This window comes from Rahnella sp. RFA10(1/100) (assembly GCF_004195115.1).
GTDB classification, from domain to species: Bacteria; Pseudomonadota; Gammaproteobacteria; order Enterobacterales; family Enterobacteriaceae; genus Rahnella; species Rahnella perminowiae.
The window spans coordinates 178,000-197,556 of the sequence record NZ_SEWR01000005.1; the positions used below are offsets into that span (position 1 = coordinate 178,000).

17 protein-coding genes are annotated in these 19,557 nt (G+C 52.9%); 7 read left to right on the forward strand and 10 right to left on the reverse strand.

All coding sequences use genetic code 11. The features are described from left to right. Positions 1-80: 80 nt before the first annotated feature. The 5 genes from ETV65_RS16450 to ETV65_RS16470 form a co-directional block, all read right to left on the reverse strand. Entirely contained in the window at positions 81-1,721 is a 1,641-nt protein-coding gene (locus tag ETV65_RS16450) for a malate:quinone oxidoreductase (RefSeq protein WP_129953903.1), read from the reverse strand. Between the two features lie 303 nt (positions 1,722-2,024). Next, positions 2,025-2,801 carry an anti-sigma factor gene (locus ETV65_RS16455; protein WP_129953905.1) on the reverse strand — a complete coding sequence of 259 codons (777 nt, stop codon included), beginning with the start codon at positions 2,799-2,801 and terminating at the stop codon, positions 2,025-2,027. After that, positions 2,798-3,253, reverse strand: coding sequence for a sigma-70 family RNA polymerase sigma factor (locus tag ETV65_RS16460; RefSeq protein WP_235173521.1), 456 nt, complete (start codon positions 3,251-3,253; stop codon positions 2,798-2,800). Before ETV65_RS16460 ends, ETV65_RS16455 begins: the two co-directional genes overlap by 4 nt. An 80-nt stretch (positions 3,254-3,333) precedes the next feature. After that, positions 3,334-3,876: a hypothetical protein gene (locus tag ETV65_RS16465; protein ID WP_129953908.1), complete on the reverse strand. Its 543-nt coding sequence runs from the start codon at positions 3,874-3,876 to the stop codon at positions 3,334-3,336. 31 nt (positions 3,877-3,907) lie between these two features. Beyond that, the gene (locus tag ETV65_RS16470; RefSeq protein WP_129953910.1) at positions 3,908-4,486 is read right to left on the reverse strand and encodes a cytochrome b; all 579 of its coding nucleotides are present in this window, start codon (positions 4,484-4,486) and stop codon (positions 3,908-3,910) included. 331 nt (positions 4,487-4,817) lie between these two features. On the opposite strand from ETV65_RS16470, the gene ETV65_RS16475 reads away from it, so the two are divergent. Next, entirely contained in the window at positions 4,818-5,564 is a 747-nt protein-coding gene (locus ETV65_RS16475; protein WP_129953911.1) for a flagellar brake protein, read from the forward strand. Between the two features lie 3 nt (positions 5,565-5,567). Here the strand turns inward: ETV65_RS16475 and ETV65_RS16480 are convergent, their stop codons facing one another. Beyond that, positions 5,568-6,326 (reverse strand): SDR family oxidoreductase, encoded by a 759-nt coding sequence (locus ETV65_RS16480; protein WP_129953913.1) that lies wholly within the window; start codon positions 6,324-6,326, stop codon positions 5,568-5,570. A gap of 125 nt (positions 6,327-6,451) precedes the next feature. Here ETV65_RS16480 and ETV65_RS16485 point away from each other — a divergent pair, with 125 nt between their 5' ends. From ETV65_RS16485 to ETV65_RS16500, 4 genes are all read left to right on the forward strand, one after another. After that, positions 6,452-7,351: a LysR family transcriptional regulator gene (locus ETV65_RS16485; protein ID WP_205951599.1), complete on the forward strand. Its 900-nt coding sequence runs from the start codon at positions 6,452-6,454 to the stop codon at positions 7,349-7,351. An 84-nt stretch (positions 7,352-7,435) separates the two neighbouring features. Next, complete coding sequence (gene yhjD, locus ETV65_RS16490) at positions 7,436-8,575, forward strand: inner membrane protein YhjD (RefSeq protein WP_129953917.1); 1,140 nt, start codon at positions 7,436-7,438, stop codon at positions 8,573-8,575. Between the two features lie 287 nt (positions 8,576-8,862). Beyond that, positions 8,863-10,185, forward strand: coding sequence for an MFS transporter (locus tag ETV65_RS16495; RefSeq protein ID WP_129953919.1), 1,323 nt, complete (start codon positions 8,863-8,865; stop codon positions 10,183-10,185). Positions 10,186-10,244: 59 nt separating this feature from the next. Beyond that, positions 10,245-11,012: a CDP-diacylglycerol diphosphatase gene (locus ETV65_RS16500; RefSeq protein ID WP_129953921.1), complete on the forward strand. Its 768-nt coding sequence runs from the start codon at positions 10,245-10,247 to the stop codon at positions 11,010-11,012. Between the two features lie 57 nt (positions 11,013-11,069). On the opposite strand, the gene ETV65_RS16505 is transcribed toward ETV65_RS16500, so the two are convergent. Continuing rightward, on the reverse strand, positions 11,070-13,124 hold the full coding sequence (locus tag ETV65_RS16505) for an AsmA family protein (RefSeq protein WP_129953923.1): 2,055 nt from the start codon (positions 13,122-13,124) through the stop codon (positions 11,070-11,072). Between the two features lie 211 nt (positions 13,125-13,335). Further along, entirely contained in the window at positions 13,336-14,112 is a 777-nt protein-coding gene (gene pdeH / locus ETV65_RS16510) for a cyclic-guanylate-specific phosphodiesterase (protein WP_129953925.1), read from the reverse strand. Between the two features lie 318 nt (positions 14,113-14,430). Between pdeH and ETV65_RS16515 the strand changes: the two genes are divergently transcribed. Both ETV65_RS16515 and ETV65_RS16520 read left to right on the forward strand, forming a co-directional pair. Next, positions 14,431-14,634 carry a 4-oxalocrotonate tautomerase family protein gene (locus ETV65_RS16515; protein ID WP_129953927.1) on the forward strand — a complete coding sequence of 68 codons (204 nt, stop codon included), beginning with the start codon at positions 14,431-14,433 and terminating at the stop codon, positions 14,632-14,634. 193 nt (positions 14,635-14,827) lie between these two features. Next, positions 14,828-15,766 (forward strand): sugar kinase, encoded by a 939-nt coding sequence (locus tag ETV65_RS16520; RefSeq protein WP_129953928.1) that lies wholly within the window; start codon positions 14,828-14,830, stop codon positions 15,764-15,766. Positions 15,767-16,383: 617 nt separating this feature from the next. On the opposite strand, the gene ETV65_RS16525 is transcribed toward ETV65_RS16520, so the two are convergent. Both ETV65_RS16525 and ETV65_RS16530 read right to left on the reverse strand, forming a co-directional pair. Continuing rightward, the gene (locus ETV65_RS16525) at positions 16,384-17,895 is read right to left on the reverse strand and encodes a pitrilysin family protein (RefSeq protein WP_129953930.1); all 1,512 of its coding nucleotides are present in this window, start codon (positions 17,893-17,895) and stop codon (positions 16,384-16,386) included. A gap of 326 nt (positions 17,896-18,221) precedes the next feature. Beyond that, positions 18,222-19,505 (reverse strand): dicarboxylate/amino acid:cation symporter, encoded by a 1,284-nt coding sequence (locus tag ETV65_RS16530; RefSeq protein ID WP_129953932.1) that lies wholly within the window; start codon positions 19,503-19,505, stop codon positions 18,222-18,224. Positions 19,506-19,557 lie beyond the last annotated feature (52 nt).

The window sequence follows — 19,557 nt, forward strand, 5'->3', positions numbered from 1 at the left end:
AAATCGGGTTTTGTGGGGAAAGCGAGATGTTAAAAAGGCGCGGTTGCCCGCGCCTTTGAAGGGTGGAGTGACGATACGGCTTAAAGCGCGACGTCAGCCACCACTTTTTGTTCTTTCTTCGGTGCAGAAGCATCCGCAGCCGGTGCCGGCTCTGCAGCTTTCGGTTGCGGATTGTCGAGCATCAGAACGCGGCTGGTGTCGCCCAGTTCTTTCTCGGTCGCCGCCACGTTGCCGTTCAGTTCGGTGCCATAAGACGGGATGATTTGCTTCAGCTTAGCCTGCCATTCCGGGGTGGCAACTTTGTCTTTAAACACTTTTTCCATCAGGTGCAACATGATCGGTGCTGCAGTAGATGCGCCCGGCGAAGCGCCCAGCAGCGCGGTAATGCTGCCGTCTTTCGAGCTGACCACTTCGGTGCCAAGACGCAGAACGCCGCCTTCTTTCTCATCTTTTTTGATGATCTGCACGCGCTGACCGGCTTCCCACAGACGCCAGTCTTCTTTCTTCGCATCCGGGAAATATTCACGCAATGCATCGAAACGGTCATCGTCGGAGAGCATCACCTGACTGACCAGATATTTCACCAGATCAAAGTTGTCGATGCCCACATGGGTCATCGGCATGATATTGGAGAAGTTGACGCTGCCGAACAGATCCCACAGGGAACCGTTTTTCAGGAACTTGCTGGAGAAGGTGGCGAAAGGCCCGAACAACAGAACCTGTTTGCCGTCCAGAATACGGGTATCAAGATGCGGAACGGACATCGGCGGGGAGCCGACTGACGCTTTACCGTACACTTTTGCCAGGTGGCGTTTCACCACGTCCGGGTTTTCGGTCACCAGGAACTCGCCGCCTACCGGGAAACCGCCGTAGTTATCCGCTTCAGGAATACCGGATTTTTGCAGCAGTGTCAGGGATGCGCCGCCTGCACCGATAAAGACAAACTTCGCTTTGATGACACTTTCTTTATCACCGTTTTTCAGATCGGCAACGGTTACGTTCCAGGTGTTATCCGGGTTACGTTTAATATCGCGGACTTCATGGCCGAGGCTCAGGGAGAAGTTAGGTTTCTTCTGTAATGAGGCCACCAGCTGACGGGTGATTTCACCGAAGTTCACGTCAGTGCCGATCGGGATACGGGTCGCCGCCACTTTCTGTGCCGGGTCACGTCCTTCCATTACCAGCGGGATCCACTGCTTGATTTGCGCCGGGTCTTCTGAATATTCCATGCCACGGAACAGCGTGCTTTGTTGCAGCGCGGCAAAACGTTTACGCAGGAAGTTGATGTTGTCGTCGCCCCAGACAAAACTCATGTGCGGCGTGCTGTTGATGAAAGAACGCGGGTTGTGTAACACGCCGTTCTCAACCTGATAGGTCCAGAACTGACGGGAAATCTGGAAGGATTCGTTAATTTCAACCGCTTTGGAGATATCGATGCTGCCGTCAGCTTTTTCCGGCGTGTAGTTCATTTCTGCCAGTGCAGAGTGACCGGTACCGGCATTGTTCCAGCCATTCGAGCTTTCCAGCGCCACGCCGTCCAGGCGCTCCACCATGTCGACTGACCAGTCTGGTTCTAATTCCTGAAGGTATGTCCCCAGCGTCGCGCTCATAATGCCGCCGCCGATCAGTAACACATCAACGGGCTTTTCATCTTCTGCGAACGCTGACTGGCTGAAAGCAACCACGTTAAGGCAGAGGATCATGGCGAGTATCTTTCTCATGACGTCTGTTTCTCTGAATGTTTAGTTTTAATTTTGCAGGTGAAAGCTATCCAGATTTCCCCTGGATAAACGAAATCAACAACCCGTTGCGGTGGGAAATAAACGATTATTTCCACAAATGATGAAAGGACAATAATGGGGAGTAACGAAAACCGCGGCTAAAAACGACAAATCAACCACATAAATGTTGCCGAATACTCATATTATTGAGATTTCGTAAACAATTTAACATTGTCGTTACGTGCATTAAAAATAGTTTAATACTTTAAATAATTACATAAGTTAGTGACGTGACGAAATTACTCACACCAGATTCGCCTGTAAAGCTGCGGCATGCGCGGCCAGAGTCGTTGCCGGGCTGTGGCCGATCAGCATGAAGTTGTAACCGGCAGTACGCCAGTAAACCACGTTCATACCCCGGCGTATTTCACGCTGCAATGACGTATTTTCAACGCTTTTGCTGCGCGTAATACACAACGCCATCGGGCCGTAACGCGCGTCAAGATAGGTAATTTGCGCAATATCATCATCGTCATAATGCAGCATACGGGCATCTTTAAGATCCGCGCCCTGCACCGCCAGCGCCGCAGGGCTCAGCGGGATCCCTAAGGTGTTTTGCACCCGCGCGAGCTGTATTTTTTGTTGCCCGGCAGAATCATAAACATCGGCCAGCGTCTGCGCGGTATACAGCGACATATAATCCGCCACGCGCGCCCGCCAGTTATCCTCAGAAGTAAAAAGTGTGGAGTAGCGTCCGGCCAGCAGCCCGACAGCCAGAAAACTTAACGACGCCGCAAGCAATGCGCGGCGGCTTAATCCAGGCGAACCGGTACCCCGTGCGTCAGGGATCGCATCGAGTGCGGCCTGCAATTTCCCGACCGGCGCTTCCTGCAACATCGCGCCAAACGCATCGTGGAACGGTAAATTGCTGCGTGACATCTGTGCCAGCCGCCGCGTCAGCACGTCATCCTGGCTCAGCTGTGCGTCAAACTTCGCGCGCTGAGATTCACTGAGCTGGTTATCGAGATAGGCAACCAGAACTTCATCAGCATAAGGCGCAGGCGCGATTTCACGGGTCATTTTTTCTCTCCCTGCTGCGGTTGAGTGGCGAGGTCTGCGTCTTTTGCCAGCGTCAGCCGCGCGGTCGCCAGACGGCTCATGATAGTACCGGCGGGCACAGACAGCGTCATCGCCGCCTCCTGATAGGTGAAACCTTCGACATACACCAGAAATACCGCATTGCGCTGGGCTTCAGGCAGGCGGTTCACCCGCTGCATCACCTGCGTGTGCCAGTGACGCTCTTCGAAAGACAGCGTATCAGCGGGGGTTTCCGTTTCGCTGACATCGGCAAAACCCTGTCCCTGACGGACGTGCTGCGCCCTGAGTTCATTCACCCATATGGAGTGCAGTATAGAAAAGAGCCAGCGGTCCGTGCCGGTGCTGTCCTTAACCTGCGCGCAGCGTTCCAGCGCCCGCACGCAGGTGGATTGCACCAGATCGTCTGCCACATCGTGCTTGCGCGACAATACCATCGCGTAGCGCCACAGACGTGACAGGCACTGGCTCAGTTCAGAACGTAAGTCTGCCGGTGAGATTTATCGTTTCTCCGTGATCAGGATTCCGGATGGCCGTCGATGGCTGCGCTCAGATCGCGATATTCTTCGCAGCCGGTTCCGCACAAGCCTTTGATGGTCGCCAGCTGGGCTTTGGCGAGATCAGGACGCCCTTTAATCATATAAGCCTCGCCGAGATATTCCCGGACTTTGGCGTAATGCGCGTCAAGGGCAATCGACTTATGATAGTAGCTGATGCCTTCGTCGGTACGCCCGAGTTTACGCGTGGCGTAACCACGATAGTTCCAGGCCTCTTTGGTGTTCTGATCTTTGAGCGTATCCAGCACCGTCAGCGCTTCCTGATAACGGCCGGTTTTCGCCAGATGATAGGCGTACTGGGTTTTATCCTGATCGGAGATCATGCTGCCTTTATCCACCATGCAGCTTTTGGTTTTGCTGTCGTAGATTTGCCCCTTCGGGCAATCCGGCGTTTTTTTAGCGTCGGAATCATCCCCCATTGCATTCGCTGCCGCGCTGAAAAACAGCAGATTGCCCGCCAGACACACAACTGACAACGCCTGCATTACCGTTTTTGTCTTCATAATGATGTCCTGTAGAGAATGAACTGATGACTTACGGGCGGCCCTGGCTGCCCGGTAACATGCGGCGCAGAATGCCGTCGCGAAGAACGTAATGATGGAAAAGTGCCGCCAGCGCATGCACGCCCGCAATAATAATCAGTGCCCAGGCCACATTGTTATGTAATGAGCCAAAGGTTCGGGTCATTATGCTGTCAAAATTAAATACGTCCGGGATCGGGAATAAACCGAAGAAATAGAAGGGTTCAGCCTGCGACCAGCGAAATAAAAAGCCCAGAATGATCTGCGTGATCAGCAATAAATAGAGCGCCAGATGGGTCAGATGTGCGGCGGCTTTCATCAGCGCGGGCATGGCGACGGGTTGCTGTTTACTGCGTCCGGTGCTGACCGTGAATAACCGCCACAGCAGACGCCCGGTGATAATGGCCGCCAGCAGAATCCCCACCGAAATATGCACGGATTGCAGCCCTTTACGCAGCGGTGTCCCGTGATCGAGGACTTCCCAGATATGTGCGCTGGCAAACAGAAAAATCACGGCCAGTGCCGTCAGCCAGTGCAGCAAAATCGTCAGCCCGTCGTAACGGTTGCGGAGAACAGAAGATGGAGTTTGCATAAAAACCGTGCCCGTAAGTGTTCGATATAAAGTAAACACCTGAGCACCGGTTTCTATTCGGTTAGGCGGGAAAAATAATTTTCCCCTGTTATGTATTGAGTGATAAAAAAGCTAAGGAAAAAATACACGTCAGCACGTGAAAAGATAGCCTCTATAAAGTCAGGGGGGGAAAATGGCCTGCCCGGCGCTGTAACTTCACTTTTTGATCCATAAAAATATCCGTTATTGGCAGATAAAGTTTTGTTCTGAGCCGCCGATAATCCGTAGCAGGCGCCCTGTATGGCAACGGCTGCGCCATAATTTTGCATTTATTTCTTATGAGGTGTGTCAGGTGAGCGAAGTGTCGAAAGAGTCGTTTGCGAAGCGGAACACGCTGGCAATCTTGTCCGTTCTGCGTGACTTAAAGAAGAACCAGACCCTGGTCATGGTCAGCCATTCACGCGGGCAATTTATCAGTAAGATTCTGGATGTTGATGCTGACAATCATCAGTTCCTGTTCGATCTGGGCAGCTCAGATTACGAGAACAATCTGGCCGCTGAGGCCGACACACTGACGTTTGTGGCGGAACCGGCCGGGGCCAAGGTTGAGTTTTCCTGCAGCAAAGCCCGCCAGGTCAGCTACGAAGGTTTACCGACATTTACCTGCGATATTCCCCCGGTGTTGTATTTTATTCAGCGTCGTGAATATTTCCGCGTGAGTGTGCCGTGGATACCGGATTACCGGTGCAGCGGAACACTGCCTGATACTTCTGAGTTTGCTTATCGCGTGCGTGATATTTCACTCGGCGGGCTGGGGCTGGAAATTGAAGGAGCAACGCCACCGGAAATCACCGAAGGGTCAATGTTGAAAGATTCGCTGATTCAGTTAGCGGAACTGGGAACCTTCACATTGGATTTGCAGTATCTCGGCGCGATGGTGCGTAAGACAGTGAGCAACAAAGGCGAAACCGTGACATCGCAACGACTGAGTTTCAGGTTTCCGCATTTATCGCCCGCACAGGAACGCGACCTGCAACGGGCGATTTTCGAGCTGGAAAAACAGCAACATATGAAAGCAAAGCGTTTCCAGCACGATTAACGTTTAGATAAACATACCGCCTGAAGCCTCGACGCGCTGGGCGGTCATCCAGCCAGCTTCATCACTGAGCATCAGCGCCACCATATCACCAATATCGTCCGGCAATCCGGCCCGGCCCAGCGCAGTGTTGCTGGCAACCAGTTTGTTCACATCCGGATTGTCCCGCACCATACCATTACTGAAATCCGTTTCAATTGCGCCAGGCGCCAGCACATTAGCAGTGATGCCCCGCGCGCCGAGTTCTTTTGCCTGATAGCGGGTCAGCACTTCGATGGCACCTTTCATCATGGCGTAGGCCGATGAACCTGGCAGGGCAAAACGCGCCAGTCCGCTGGAAATATTCAGAATGCGCCCACCGTCGGCCATCAGCGGTAACAGCTTTTGGGTCAGGAAGAACGGCCCTTTAAGATGGACATTCATCATCAGATCAAATTGTGCTTCCGTGGTATCGGCAAACGCCTCATGTAAACCGACACCGGCATTGTTGACCAGAAAATCAAAAGTGTCGCGTTGCCAGACCTGTTGCAATTGGGTTTTGATTTCCGCAGCGAACGCATCAAAACTGCCGGACTCGCCGGTATTGAGCTGCAACGCCACAGCTTTTCCCCCCTGCGCTTCGACAGATGCCACCACTTCCCGGGCAGCACCGGCCTGATGGTGGTAAGTCAGAATCACGTCAATGCCCTTTTTTGTCAGTTTTTCAACGGCATTCTTACCTAAACCACGGCTTGCGCCGGTCACTATAGCGATTTTACGGTTCATAACAGGCCTCATTCAATTTTGCTTCTGTTGCATCGGATGAAATACAGCCTATTGGATTACCGGAGAGTGATAAATGGTTCATAATGAATTTCACTGTCTCATTTTCAACAACAATCGGACAAGATGTGGATAAAATTCAATCAATGCAGGTTTTCGTGCGTGTCGCTGATCTGAGTAATTTTACCCGCGCCGCAGAAAGTCTGGGATTGCCAAAGGGCAGCGTGTCGCGGCTGGTGCAGCAACTGGAAACGCGGATGTCTGCACGTTTGCTCCATCGTTCAACGCGCCGTGTGCAACTGACGCAGGACGGCCAGGTGTTTTATCAGCGCTGCAAAGAGTTGCTGGCCAGCATGGATGAACTGGAATCGATGTTTCAGTCGAATCCGGCCAGTGTCAGCGGACGGTTGCGGGTCGATATGACCACCGGAATGGCGACGCATCTGGTGTTACCGCGTCTGGCGGAGTTTCTTAACCGCTATCCGGCACTGGAAATTGAACTGAGCTGCACCGATCACCGCGTGGATGTGGTGCGTGAAGGGTTCGACTGTGTGATCCGCTCCGGCACCCTGAAGGATTCCGGGCTGATTGCGCGTCCGCTCGGACATCTCAGCATGATTAACTGCGCCAGCCCGGGTTATCTGCGCCGCTATGGTACGCCGGATCATCCTGACCAGCTGGCGCAGCACGCCATGGTGCATTATGAACAAATCCTCGGCAGCCATACGTCGGTCTTTGAATATCTCGACGGCAAACAGGTAAGAACGGTCAAAAGCGGCGGTGCCGTCACGGTTAACAGCACCGAAACCTACGCCAGCGCCTGTATTAACGGTTTGGGTATCATTCAGGTGCCGCTGATTAGCGTGCGAGACGCACTGGCAGGAGGGCAGCTGGTGAGCATTTTGCCGCAATTTCGCGCGCCGCCGATGCCAGTGACGCTGGTTTATCCGCACCGCCTGAATTTGTCACGCCGCGTCAAAGTGTTTATGGACTGGCTGACCGACATCACCCAAACGTTCATCGCCTGAGCGGTTAAACCACCGCCCCGCCCCCTGAGCCGCTCAGGCGTCTATACTTAAAGGCGGATGCACTTTTAAGGACAACATGGATCAATGCCCAATCTTTCCAAACAAAAAGTTTCCACGCAAAAAACCGAAACGCAGGCAAAACCGACCCCGCTGATCAACATCAAAACCGGTAATCAGGCGGTGGATAAAAACATTGGCCGTTTCTCGCGGCTGGTGGAACGCATTCAGTCCTGGGGATGGGTGGCGCATCTAGTGCGTGCCACGGAACGCTTTAATGATCGCCTTGGCAGCCAGTTTGGCGCGGCCATCACCTATTTCTCCTTTCTGTCACTGATCCCGATTCTGATGGTGTCCTTCGCCGCAGTCGGGTTTGTGCTGGCCTCCAATCCTGATTTACTGGCAGAACTGATCAACAAAATCGTCAACAGCATCAGCGACCCGAATCTGGCAAATACGCTGAAAAGCACAGTGAATACCGCCATCCAGCAGCGTACCGCCGTGGGATTATCCGGTTTACTGATTGCGCTTTACTCCGGCGTAAGCTGGATGGGCAATCTGCGCGAGGCGATCCGTGCCCAGTCGCGCGATGTCTGGGAACGTAACCCGCAGGATCAGGAGAAAATTTACCGCCGCTATCTGCGCGATTTTATTTCACTGACCGGACTGGTGCTGGCGCTGATTATCACGCTGTCGCTGACCTCAATCGCCGGGGCGGCGCAAAAAACCATTGTCGATGCGCTGGGGCTGGGGGGTATCGACTGGCTTCGTCCTGTCATGACCAGCATCACGCTGGTGATTTCCGTTGCTGCCAACTACCTGCTTTTTTTGTGGATTTTCTGGATGCTTCCGCGCCATAAACCCCGTAAAAAAGCCCTGCTGCGCGGAACATTGCTGGCGGCGATAGGTTTTGAGGTGATTAAATTTGTGATGACCATGACGCTGCCAAAGCTGGCAACCTCGCCTTCCGGTGCAGCCTTTGGTTCCGTAATCGGCCTGATGGCTTTCTTTTATTTCTTCGCCCGGCTGACGTTATTCGTCGCCGCGTGGATAGCGACGGCGAAATACAAGGATGACGCGCCGGTAGCGGATCGTAAGCCAAAAGCCGCAGACGCAAACCAAAAATCGACCGGAAACGACAGTGAATACACGCCAGACAACCTCATCATGCCAGACGAAATGCATATAACCGGAGTTAATGCTGATAACAAAGCAGAAAAGCAGTGAATAACACCAAACAATCCTGTGCACTGCCCTGAAAACCAGAATAACTGACTGAGGGCCGCACTTTTATTTCGCGGTTTTGCAGTCAGTTACTCTGACTTTTATCCATTCATCAAACTTATGACTGGCGAAATCCTGCCCGGATAAAATAATCCCCCGATCGCGCTTTAAACGCTTTATTTCCCTGCTTCCGCTGCGTTGAAATACCGCCACGCTCTGCATAAGATGCCTTTTCGATATACATTTTTTTACATTAGATCCCTCCCACTCATTACAAATAAGAAACACTTATGCAAGCCACTATCACTCCAGAATTAGAAGCTGACGCGCAATTGGTGAGTCAGAACTCCCGCAGCAAAGTCATCGTGGCATCGCTTATCGGTACGGCCATTGAATTCTTCGACTTTTATATCTATGCCACCGCTGCGGTGATTGTTTTTCCGCATATTTTCTTCCCGCAGGGTGACCCGACGGCCGCCACGCTACAGTCTCTTGCCACCTTCGCCATCGCCTTTATCGCCCGGCCAATCGGCTCTGCGCTGTTCGGCCACTTCGGCGATCGCGTCGGGCGTAAAGTCACGCTGGTGGCTTCTTTGCTGACAATGGGCGTTTCCACCGTGGTGATCGGCCTTCTGCCGACTTACGCCACAATTGGCGTATTTGCACCAATGCTGCTGGCGCTGGCGCGTTTTGGTCAGGGGCTGGGGCTGGGCGGTGAATGGGGCGGCGCGGCGCTGCTCGCGACTGAAAATGCACCGGCGAAGAAACGTGCGCTGTACGGTTCTTTCCCGCAGCTTGGCGCGCCGATTGGTTTCTTCTTCGCAAACGGCATGTTCCTGCTGCTGTCCTGGCTGCTGACTGACGAACAGTTTATTTCCTGGGGCTGGCGTGTGCCGTTCCTGCTTTCGGCAGTGCTGGTTATCGTCGGTCTGTATGTGCGTGTTTCCCTGCACGAAACGCCGGTGTTCGCCAAAATCGCCAAAGCCGGGAAACAGGTCAAGGTACCGATCGGTACACTGTTTACCCGATACAAAAAAGCGACGATTCTCGGCACCTTTATCATGGTCGCCACTTACACGCTGTTTTACATCATGACCGTGTACTCACTGGGTTACGGCACAGCGGCCAAGCCGGTGGGTCTGGGTATTGCGCGTAATGAATTCTTGCTGATGCTGATGATCGGCGTGGTCGGTTTCGGTGTCATGGTGCCGGTTGCCGGTCAGCTGGCAGATAAGTTTGGCCGTCGCAAAACCATGATTTGTATTACGCTGCTGATGATTGTCTTCGCTCTGTGCTTCCCGACCATTCTGGGTGCGGGTTCTCAGGCGCTGGTGATGGTATTCCTGCTGTGTGGTTTCATGGTGATGGGGCTGACTTTCGGTCCGATGGGCGCGCTGCTGCCGGAACTGTTCCCGACAGAAGTTCGCTATACCGGCGCATCCTTCTCCTATAATGTGTCTTCGATACTGGGCGCGTCCGTTGCGCCGTACATCGCCACCTGGCTGGCAACCCATTACGGATTGTTCTATGTGGGCGTTTATCTGGCTTCAATGGCAACGCTGACGCTGATCGCACTGCTGTTGTCCAAAGAGACCGCCCATCAGTCATTGTAACTGACCCGGACACCGTGCCCGGTTTGCGCCCGGCACGGTGCCTTCTGCGAAGGTTTCTTATGCGCTTGCGTCGATTTATCCTGCCCGTCCTGATCCTGCTAATCGTTATTGCCGCGGCCTTCTGGTATTTCTGGCCTCACTCCTCCAATCCGAACGCCCTGTGGAACATCATCAGTACGAAATGCGTGCCTAATCAGCGCGGCAGCGGAAAGCCCGCTCCCTGCGCACAGGTGGATGAACAACAAGGGTTTGTGGTGCTCAAAGATCTGAACGGTCCGCTGCAATATTTGCTGATGCCCAGTGCGCGCATCACCGGTATGGAAAGCCCCGCATTGCTCGAACCGTCAACGCCGAACTTTTTCAGTCAGGCATGGAATGCGCGGCATTTTATGGCGGATAAATACGGTAAACCGATTGATGACAGCAATGTTTCGCTGGCGATTAACTCGCAATACGGACGTTCGCAGAACCAGCTGCACATCCATATTTCATGTCTTTTACCGCAGGTGAAAACCACGCTGAGTAAAGATGGCGGGGAGATGGGATATAACTGGCAGGAATTGCCCGATAAGCTGCTTGGCCACACCTATCTGGCGCGTAAAGTCACGCAGGCCGAACTGAATGAGAAAGGTGCATTCCGTCTTCTGGCGGAGGGCGTACCGGACGCACAGAAAAAAATGGGTCACTTCGGTATGGCGATGGTCAGTCTGCCGGGCGGCGATTTCCTGCTGCTGGCCAGTGAGCGTGACTTACTCAAACTCAATAATGCCTCCGCCGAGGAGATCCAGGACCACAAGTGCGCGGTGCTGGATCCGGTGCCTCAGTAAAGCAGATGCCCGAAGGTAAGCAGAGTCAGCTCCTTCCCCCTTCGCAGGGGGAGGAATTTACTTCTGTTTCATCTGCTGCAAGATCGGGCCACACTGGTTTTCTTCGTTATCGCTTGGAGAGATCAGCGCCAGCAACGCGGCGGCGGGTGCAACAACAGCACCGAGCGCGACAGCCGCAGCACCGCGGGCAATCAGCGGCCCCGGTTTCACTCCCGCATCCGGATTTTTATAGGTGCCGCGAACATACAGCGGTGAACGTAAGGTCAGGACACGCACCCCCTTACTTTCCGGGTTGACCGACAGATCCAGTCGTTCGGTCGCCATATTGGTGTTGCCGGTAATGTTGATCACCGCATTCTCGGTATCGAACACAAACAGCCGTGGCGTGACCACGCCGTTCCTCACATTGACGTTGGCGGCCGCACAGTTGATGGCCACCTCGTCATCACCGAACAGTTTGCTTACCACATAGTTACCGACATTCAGCCCCGCCAGTTCCATCAGACCACGGCTAATTACGCCGTCATTGATGAGGATTTTCATGTCGCCGTCACTGGTACCGAGCAGCGCGGCAACGGAGTTACCCGTACCGGTCAGCGTGGCGTCACCGTTCAGGTCGCCCAGACTGCGCTCCATCGACTGTACGCGTGGCAGCAGTTGTTTGAGCTTCAGCTTACGGGCATGGATATCGGCGCGCGCCTGCATCGGTGATTTGTCACCTTCGAGGCGGATAGTGGAATTCAGATTACCGCCAGCCACACCGAAACGTAGCGGGTCAAGCAGGATCACACCGTCATTCAGTTTCAGATGGGTGCTTAAATCGCTCAGCGGCAGGGACTCACCGTGCTCGATGCGTTTGGCGCTGAATTTCACATCAGCGTCCATCACACGCCAGCTTTTGGTATCGAATTTCTCTACCGGCAACACTTTGTCGGCAGGCTGACGGGTGGTTTCACCACGCTTAGCTTTATCTGTGTTGGAATCGGCACCAATCAGCGGAGCCAGATCAGCAAAGCGCAGCTGTTTTGAAACCACATCACCGGTCAGTTCAGGCCGCGGTTTGCTGGCCTGATAAGTCAGTGAGCCGTGAATATCGCTGTCACCGATTTTGCCGTTAAAGTTCTGATAACGGTAAACTGCGCCGTCTTTATCATGCAACGTCGCCGATAAATGGCCGTCTGTAGAATACGGCGGTGTTTGCGGCAGCAGCACGCCGGTCAGACCATACAAATCAGACAGCGTCTGGCCGGAGAATTTCAGGCGTAAATCCAGGCCGCCAAGATTCATCGGATCCTGCAATGTCCCCGCGACAGCCACCCGCGTATTCCCGGAACGCACATCTGCCTGCAACGGGAACAGCGCATCCGGGTCTTTCATCGCCAGCATGCCACCGATTTTGCCGCTGCCGGAAAGCGATTCGCCGTTGTATTTACCGTCAACTTTCCAGCCAAATACGTAAGGCGGGGTTTTGGTTTTTGGTGCATCTTTCTTATCACCGACCACTTCCGTGAACGGCAGCGGTTTACCCAGCGGATCAATCACGGCGCGGAAATCGGCTTTCAGTTTCGCGTCTTTATAGTCGATTTGCCCGCGATCAAACACGATATCATTGATCGTAAATGACCAGGCTGACGGCGGCTGTGCCGGATCCTGGGTATCGCTGTTGGCGAGATTGAACGTCCAGTTATTTTTGCCATTATCCAGACGCAGCAACGAAGCATCAGGCTGCTTCAGCCAGATACGCGGGATCAGCACTTCTTTATGCAATAAGGCGAGTGGCGCAATGCTGGCGTCAACGCGGGCGAGTTTCACCATCTGCGCATCTTTTTCACCGGTTTGCACGTCGGAAGGGTTGCCGAGTACGATATCTTCAGCATGAATGTGCGGCCAGGGCACCCACGCGCGCCACCCCGCTTCGTCTTTCTGACGCGACCAGTCCACGCCTAAATCGCCGCGGATCGCGAATGTACGGTTCAGTTCAGTGCTGACTTTTTGATTGATGGTCGGTTTGAGGCGGTTCCAGTCGAATGTCGCAATGAAAATCACGATAGCAATCAACGCAATGATAATCACACCCGCAACCCAGGAAATCACTTTACCTGTGCGCGTCATAAACCTGTTCCTTTCAGACAGTTAACGAATCCCAGAGTTTAACCATAGTAGAATTCTTAACAGCTTGCCGGAAACGGCATCCGCGAAGGGGTGAACAACAGGCAGGAAGGTCGGAAATAATGCTTTAAAATCAGTCAAATGGAGATGTATCACACCACAACAACTCAGCGGCACCTTTGAGGGTTCGCCTCAGCAGGTCAGGTGTGATTCATTATCCTTTAAAATGTATAGGCAGATTATTCAGATTATCGAAAACGGTGGGACGTGCCAGATAATAACCTTGTGCAGCCAGCGCATCAGAATTGCAGACCATTGCCCATTCCGAAGCCGTTTCAACCCCTTCAATAATCACGCCTTTGCTGTAGCGGTTCATCAGCGTCACCAGCGTGTAAAATAGCCGGGATCCCTCCTCACTCTGCCCAAGCAAAATAAACAGATCACGGGCGATTTTGATGTATTCGTAATGCCATGTGGTGAAGGAGGAGAAGTTAGCGATACCCTGACCGAAGTCATCGAGCCATAGCCGGTCAGATTGCTCGATTTGCGACAGCGGAATACTCAGCGCATTTTCGGCGCTTTCAACCAGTTCAAAACGCACATACGGCATCGCGCTGATTTGTGTGCGCAGCGCCGAATCTGTTTGCAGCATTTCCAGGACCTGACCATCGACGTTAATCGACGCCAGTAATTCGTGTTCGATGAACAGATGCTGACAGCGCTGCAACAGATCAAGTTGTTCCTGCACGATTTGCAGGCGTTTACCCACCGCAATCGCGACAAAATATTCTTCCGGTGAAATAAATTTGTGCGGGTCCGCAGGGTGAAATACCCCAGTCAGTAATTCAATTCCTAACAGCTTTCCGGTCGTGCGATAAATGGGCTGAAAACGGTACACTCTCTGACACTGACGCCAGTAAGACTGTGCTTTTACGCGCTCTATCGCGGTAAAAGAAGGCGTAATCAGCCCTAACATCATCTTAGTTATCATATTTTTCTGCCGTCATGAATAAGAGTCAGATCATCAGGGACGTGCGGCAACCTATGTTGCGTGACTACAATGTAATTCATGTCAACAACGTGTGTTCGCAGCACACTGTGTTTCATGGAGGCAAAGTAGCCTGATTTCCTGGCTTTCTTTAGTAGGGTTATCTATCGGCGCTGCGCGGAGAAACTTTAATCACTCTGCGCTCCCCTGCAATCTGTGTGCTGAATGCGTCAAAAGCCTGACTGGAAGTTCTTTTACGCACGTTCTACAGTGGGAGCGCTGAAACATTTCATTAACGCTCATTCACAATCCGGAGAAACAATGCCTTACGTTAATATCAAAATCACCCGCGAGGGTGCGACGGCCGAACAGAAGAAAGCGCTGATCGCCGGAGTGACGCAATTACTGGTGGATACACTGGGCAAAAATCCTGCGACGACCACAGTCATCATTGACGAGGTCGATACCGATAACTGGGGCCTGGGTGGCCGTCCGGTGACCGAACTGCGTCAGGAAAATAAGTAACGGCTTCAGGTGGAAGTGCTGTCGCTTCCACTTTTCCCTTCGTTTTACTGCCTTTTTTTGCCTGCCGCTTACAAAAAATAAAACCTTGTTTTAATTTGTTTGACTGACCGCATTCTTATGAAGAGACTAGAGCGTAATAATGACCGTCTTTTCTTTCCTTTCGTTTTAATGCTTCAGACATAGGCCAGGTACAATGACCAGCAAAAACATTGCCGTTATCGGCGAATGCATGATCGAATTATCTCAGAAAGGCGATGCGCTACACCGCGGTTTTGGTGGCGACACGCTGAACACGTCTGTTTATATTTCCCGCCAGGTGTCCCCTGATGCGCTGAAAGTACATTACGTCACGGCGCTCGGCAATGACAGTTTCAGCAATGAAATGTTACAGGCATGGCAACAGGAAGGGGTTCACACTGACCTGACCCAGCGCCTTGAAAACAAATTACCTGGTTTGTATGTGATTGAAACGGACAGCACCGGTGAGCGCACCTTCTATTACTGGCGCAATGATGCGGCTGCACGCTACTGGCTCGACAGCCCCCAATCCGAAGAGATTTGTCAGAAACTGGCAGAATTCGATTATCTGTATCTGAGCGGCATCAGCCTGGCGATCCTCAGCGATGAAAGCCGCGACCGTCTGATGACTTTGCTGAAAGCCTGCCGTTCACGCGGCGGTAAAGTGATTTTCGATAACAATTACCGTCCGCGCCTGTGGGCCAGCAAAGACCAAACGCAGGCCGCGTATAACGCCATGCTTTCCTGCACCGATATTGCCTTCCTGACCCTTGATGACGAAGATATGTTATGGGGCCAGAAGCCGTACGATGAGGTGATTGCGCGCACTCATGCGCTGGGCGTCAGCGAAGTGGTCGTCAAACGCGGTGCCGACAGTTGCATCGTCTCCAGCGCTGAAGGCGAACTGCATGATGTGCCAGCGGTGAAATTACCGAAAGAGAAAGTTATCGATACGACGGCAGCAGGCGATTCCTTTAGCGCCGGATATCTGGCGGTCAGACTCACCGGCGGCAGCGCGGCAGAAGCGGCAGTGCGCGGGCATGAGACTGCGAGTACAGTAATTCAGCATCGCGGGGCCATCATCCCGAGGGAGTTTATGCCAGACCGGGCATAAGGGTTTTTCACTTGCAGTGGGGCTGGGTCGTAAGACGGTGAAAGTTTCGGTTTCTTAAGTGCTGCGCTCACTTAACTCGCTGCGCCGAAACCGATAAAGAGAGGAAAGTGCTTTTCCTCTCTTTAATCTCTCCTCGCTTTTTTACTCCGCGCTACCGCTTGCTGGCTATGTTTCAGCAACCGCAGTGACAGGCTGGAAATCTTGCCGCTCTGCGGTTCCTTTTCTCGGTCTTCGAGCCATAGGTCTCGAAGCCGCTCCGTTCAGCAAGATTTCTGAATCGCCCGCACGATCTTAAATTCAATAGCAAGCTGATGTTTATCTTTTAGAAAAGCGGATTGGCGTGCTCAAAAATGGCACCGAATGAACGGTTCGAGACCTATGGCTCGAAACCTGAAATTCGGGAATCGCGCAGCGATGACATTTTGCGCCACTCGCTTAAGTAACAGAACATGTTCGTCGTGCCTGCGATAGCGCGCAGTAAAAAGACGTGGGAGATCCAAGAGGGGCCCGTCATGGCCCCTTTTGGGCGGTTTCGGCGCAGCACGATAAGTGATCACTGCACTTAAGAAACCGAAACTTTCACCCATCCCAACCGGGAATAAATAAGGGATTCTCCCTTATTGCGCACTCGTCGCAGCGGATGCCGCCGGCACATCCGCAGCAGGTGCCTCCGCCGCCGGAGAGGTCTCCGCCGGGGCCATCACTTTGTCATACACAGCCCGCAGTTCAGCTGCATTCATCTCCGGTTCCCCTTTTGGCTGCGCCACTAATAACGCCGGGTCACGGGAAAGCTGTTGCTTCAGTTCCTGGTTCAGCACCGGCAGGGTTAGTGTGGAAAGGAACTGCTGACGCAACTGCTGATACTGTTCCGGGGCGATATCCACCACGCCGTTTTGCTGGGAGCGCAAACGCTGGCTCATCAGCACATCGGTATCGGTACGGGCGTAAGTCGCGAACAGTTTGCTCAGCTGATCGTTTTTCTGGGCTATCAGGGCGTCAAATTCAGCCTGAGAAATGCCTTTATCGCGAACGACCAGAAGTTCTTCTGCCAGACGTTTAAACAGCTCCGCCAGCTTAGCCTGCGGTGCGTCGATGCGGATGGCACACTGGGCGCGCTGGTATTGCACATTGCAGTCGAAACCCAGCCCCGCTGCCGGTACGTCTTTTTTGGTTTCAAACGCACTTTTCAGCTGCTGCTGCAAATGCCAGAACAGCGCTTCGCGGGCCAAATCACTGCGCCAGTAGGCGGCAATGGCCTGAGAATCCTGAATGGGCTGCCAGGCGTTATCCCACATTAATGAGACACGATCCTGAGTCAGATTTTCATCCATGACAGTCATAGATTTGGTCGTGACTTCAGACAGCGTCGGCAACGTCTGCGGAGTCTGGCGACTGCCTTTCAGTGATGAAAACGTCCGGTTAATTTGTTCACTCAGGCCACGGCTGTCAACATTACCGACCACAAATAAGGTCATCGCATCCGGTGTATACCACTGATGATAAAATTTGATTAATGCATCGATATTGACGGGTTTAGTGGGCAACTGGTGGGGATTGTGGCCGACCAGCGTCGAGCCGGCCATACGTGCACGCCACCAGGCATCCTGCGTATTTTGTGGCAGTGAACCTACCGGATCTTCCGATTGCTGCCGGGCTGCACTGATCAGCGCCGGTGTGACAGTCATTTTACCGGCCGTATTTGCCAGCCAGTTCAGCGCATCTTTAAGAAGATCAGGGCGGTTATTTGGCAGGCTCAGATTGTACATCGTGAAATCATAAGAACTGACAGCCGGCGGCAATGGCCGCTGCGGATTAATGCTTTGCTGCCACAGAGACTGGAGCTGAGCCGTGCTGAAACCTTCACTGTGCATCAGCGCAAGACGGGGAAGGAAATGGGCGTAGCCCGTTTGCTGGGCTGATTCAGCCAGCGAGCCGGTGCGAACCACCAGGCGTAATTCAATGCGATCGCTCGGGCGTTGCGGTGTAGTCAGCAACTGCCAGGTAAATCCATTGTCCAGTTTCCCCTGCTGCCAGGCCGGATCTGGTTGTAATGCTTCAGCTTGCACATGACTTGCGGCTGTTGCCAGCAACAATCCACCAATGAGTAAACGGATTTTGGTGCCCTGCATGTGAACCCCTACGTAATGACAATCCAATTTTCAATATACTGTCCTGCCGGTGTCAGTCGACTGGCCCACAGGAATTGAATGCGTAAGTTTAAGGACAGAAAATACAGCCCTTCGTTAGACCGCGCATTTTTCGCAATGTCACGCAGCCCGCAAAAATATTATGGGAAATAACGCCCTGTGAGGCGTTTGAGGGACATATTATGAAGATAATCCACCGGTTACATCAAGTAACCGGTGGATATTAGGCAGGATTGGGGCTAAATAAATGCGTTTTTACACAGCTTTCTCACTATTTTCTGCCATACAGCCATCATTTCTCAGAAATTTCAGGCGGACTTCTCGGCTTCTGTCAGACCTTTCTGGCCGTTTAACGTCGCTTTTAACTGCCCTTCGTCCAGCTGATCACACCATTTAGCCACCACGATGGTGGCCACGCCGTTACCGACCAGGTTGGTCAGCGCACGCGCTTCGGACATGAAACGGTCAATGCCGAGAATCAGTGCCAGTCCCGCCACCGGTAAATGCCCCACCGCAGACAGCGTGGCCGCGAGCACGATGAATCCGCTGCCTGTCACACCTGCCGCCCCTTTTGAAGACAACAGCAGTACCACAATCAGGGTGATCTGATGCCAGATATCCATATGTGTATTGGTTGCCTGCGCGATGAATACGGCGGCCATCGTCAGATAAATCGAAGTACCGTCCAGATTGAAGGAATAGCCGGTTGGGATCACCAGCCCGACCACTGATTTTTTACAACCCAGACGCTCCATTTTATCCAGCATGCGTGGCAGCGCGGATTCGGAAGATGAAGTGCCCAGCACGATCAACAGTTCTTCTTTAATGTAATTCACAAATTTAAAGATGCTGAAACCGTTGAAGCGCGCGATAAGACCGAGCACCACCACCACGAACAGAACACAGGTCAGGTAGAAACACAGGATCAGTTGCCCCAGTTGCACCAGCGAACCGACACCGTATTTACCGATGGTGAACGCCATGGCCCCGAATGCACCAATCGGTGCGAGACGCATGATCATATTGATGATGCCGAAAATAACCTGCGAGAAACTCTCGATCACATTGAAAATCAACTGCCCTTTGTGACCCAGACGGTGCAATGCAAAGCCAAACAAGACAGCAAACAACAGGACCTGAAGAATGTTCCCGCTGGCGAACGCGCCAATCACACTGGAAGGGATCACGTCGAGAAGGAACGGAATGATGCCCTGGCTTTGCGCCTGCTCGGCGTAAACCGCCACGGCTTTAGCATCCAGCGCAGCAGGATCTACGTTCATTCCGGCACCCGGCTGAACGATATTAACAATCACCAGCCCGATGATCAGCGCAAGCGTACTGACAATTTCAAAGTACAGCAGCGCAATCGCCCCGGTACGGCCGACCGCTTTCATGCTTTCCATGCCCGCAATACCCGTGACAACGGTACAGAAGATCACCGGTGCGATGATCATCTTGATTAATTTAACAAAACCATCACCAAGTGGTTTCATTTGAGCACCCAGCTCAGGGTAGAAATGCCCCAGAAGAACACCGACGGTAATGGCTAAAAGCACCTGAAAATACAGGCTTCTGAAGAGTGATTTTTTCATGAATACCCATCCTGAAGTGAATGCGCCGCCTTCTGTTTTTGTAAGGTCAAAG

What these genes read in the sequence shown, in the direction of transcription:
- ETV65_RS16450 (WP_129953903.1), bottom strand. Translation starts at nt 1,721, where the DNA reads ATGAGAAAGATACTCGCCATGATCCTCTGCCTTAACGTGGTTGCTTTC.
- ETV65_RS16455 (WP_129953905.1), bottom strand. Translation starts at nt 2,801, where the DNA reads ATGACCCGTGAAATCGCGCCTGCGCCTTATGCTGATGAAGTTCTGGTT.
- ETV65_RS16460 (WP_235173521.1), bottom strand. Translation starts at nt 3,253, where the DNA reads ATGGTATTGTCGCGCAAGCACGATGTGGCAGACGATCTGGTGCAATCC.
- ETV65_RS16465 (WP_129953908.1), bottom strand. Translation starts at nt 3,876, where the DNA reads ATGAAGACAAAAACGGTAATGCAGGCGTTGTCAGTTGTGTGTCTGGCG.
- ETV65_RS16470 (WP_129953910.1), bottom strand. Translation starts at nt 4,486, where the DNA reads ATGCAAACTCCATCTTCTGTTCTCCGCAACCGTTACGACGGGCTGACG.
- ETV65_RS16480 (WP_129953913.1), bottom strand. Translation starts at nt 6,326, where the DNA reads ATGAACCGTAAAATCGCTATAGTGACCGGCGCAAGCCGTGGTTTAGGT.
- yhjD (WP_129953917.1), top strand. Translation starts at nt 7,436, where the DNA reads ATGCCCAATCTTTCCAAACAAAAAGTTTCCACGCAAAAAACCGAAACG.
- ETV65_RS16495 (WP_129953919.1), top strand. Translation starts at nt 8,863, where the DNA reads ATGCAAGCCACTATCACTCCAGAATTAGAAGCTGACGCGCAATTGGTG.
- ETV65_RS16500 (WP_129953921.1), top strand. Translation starts at nt 10,245, where the DNA reads ATGCGCTTGCGTCGATTTATCCTGCCCGTCCTGATCCTGCTAATCGTT.
- ETV65_RS16505 (WP_129953923.1), bottom strand. Translation starts at nt 13,124, where the DNA reads ATGACGCGCACAGGTAAAGTGATTTCCTGGGTTGCGGGTGTGATTATC.
- pdeH (WP_129953925.1), bottom strand. Translation starts at nt 14,112, where the DNA reads ATGATAACTAAGATGATGTTAGGGCTGATTACGCCTTCTTTTACCGCG.
- ETV65_RS16515 (WP_129953927.1), top strand. Translation starts at nt 14,431, where the DNA reads ATGCCTTACGTTAATATCAAAATCACCCGCGAGGGTGCGACGGCCGAA.
- ETV65_RS16520 (WP_129953928.1), top strand. Translation starts at nt 14,828, where the DNA reads ATGACCAGCAAAAACATTGCCGTTATCGGCGAATGCATGATCGAATTA.
- ETV65_RS16525 (WP_129953930.1), bottom strand. Translation starts at nt 17,895, where the DNA reads ATGCAGGGCACCAAAATCCGTTTACTCATTGGTGGATTGTTGCTGGCA.
- ETV65_RS16530 (WP_129953932.1), bottom strand. Translation starts at nt 19,505, where the DNA reads ATGAAAAAATCACTCTTCAGAAGCCTGTATTTTCAGGTGCTTTTAGCC.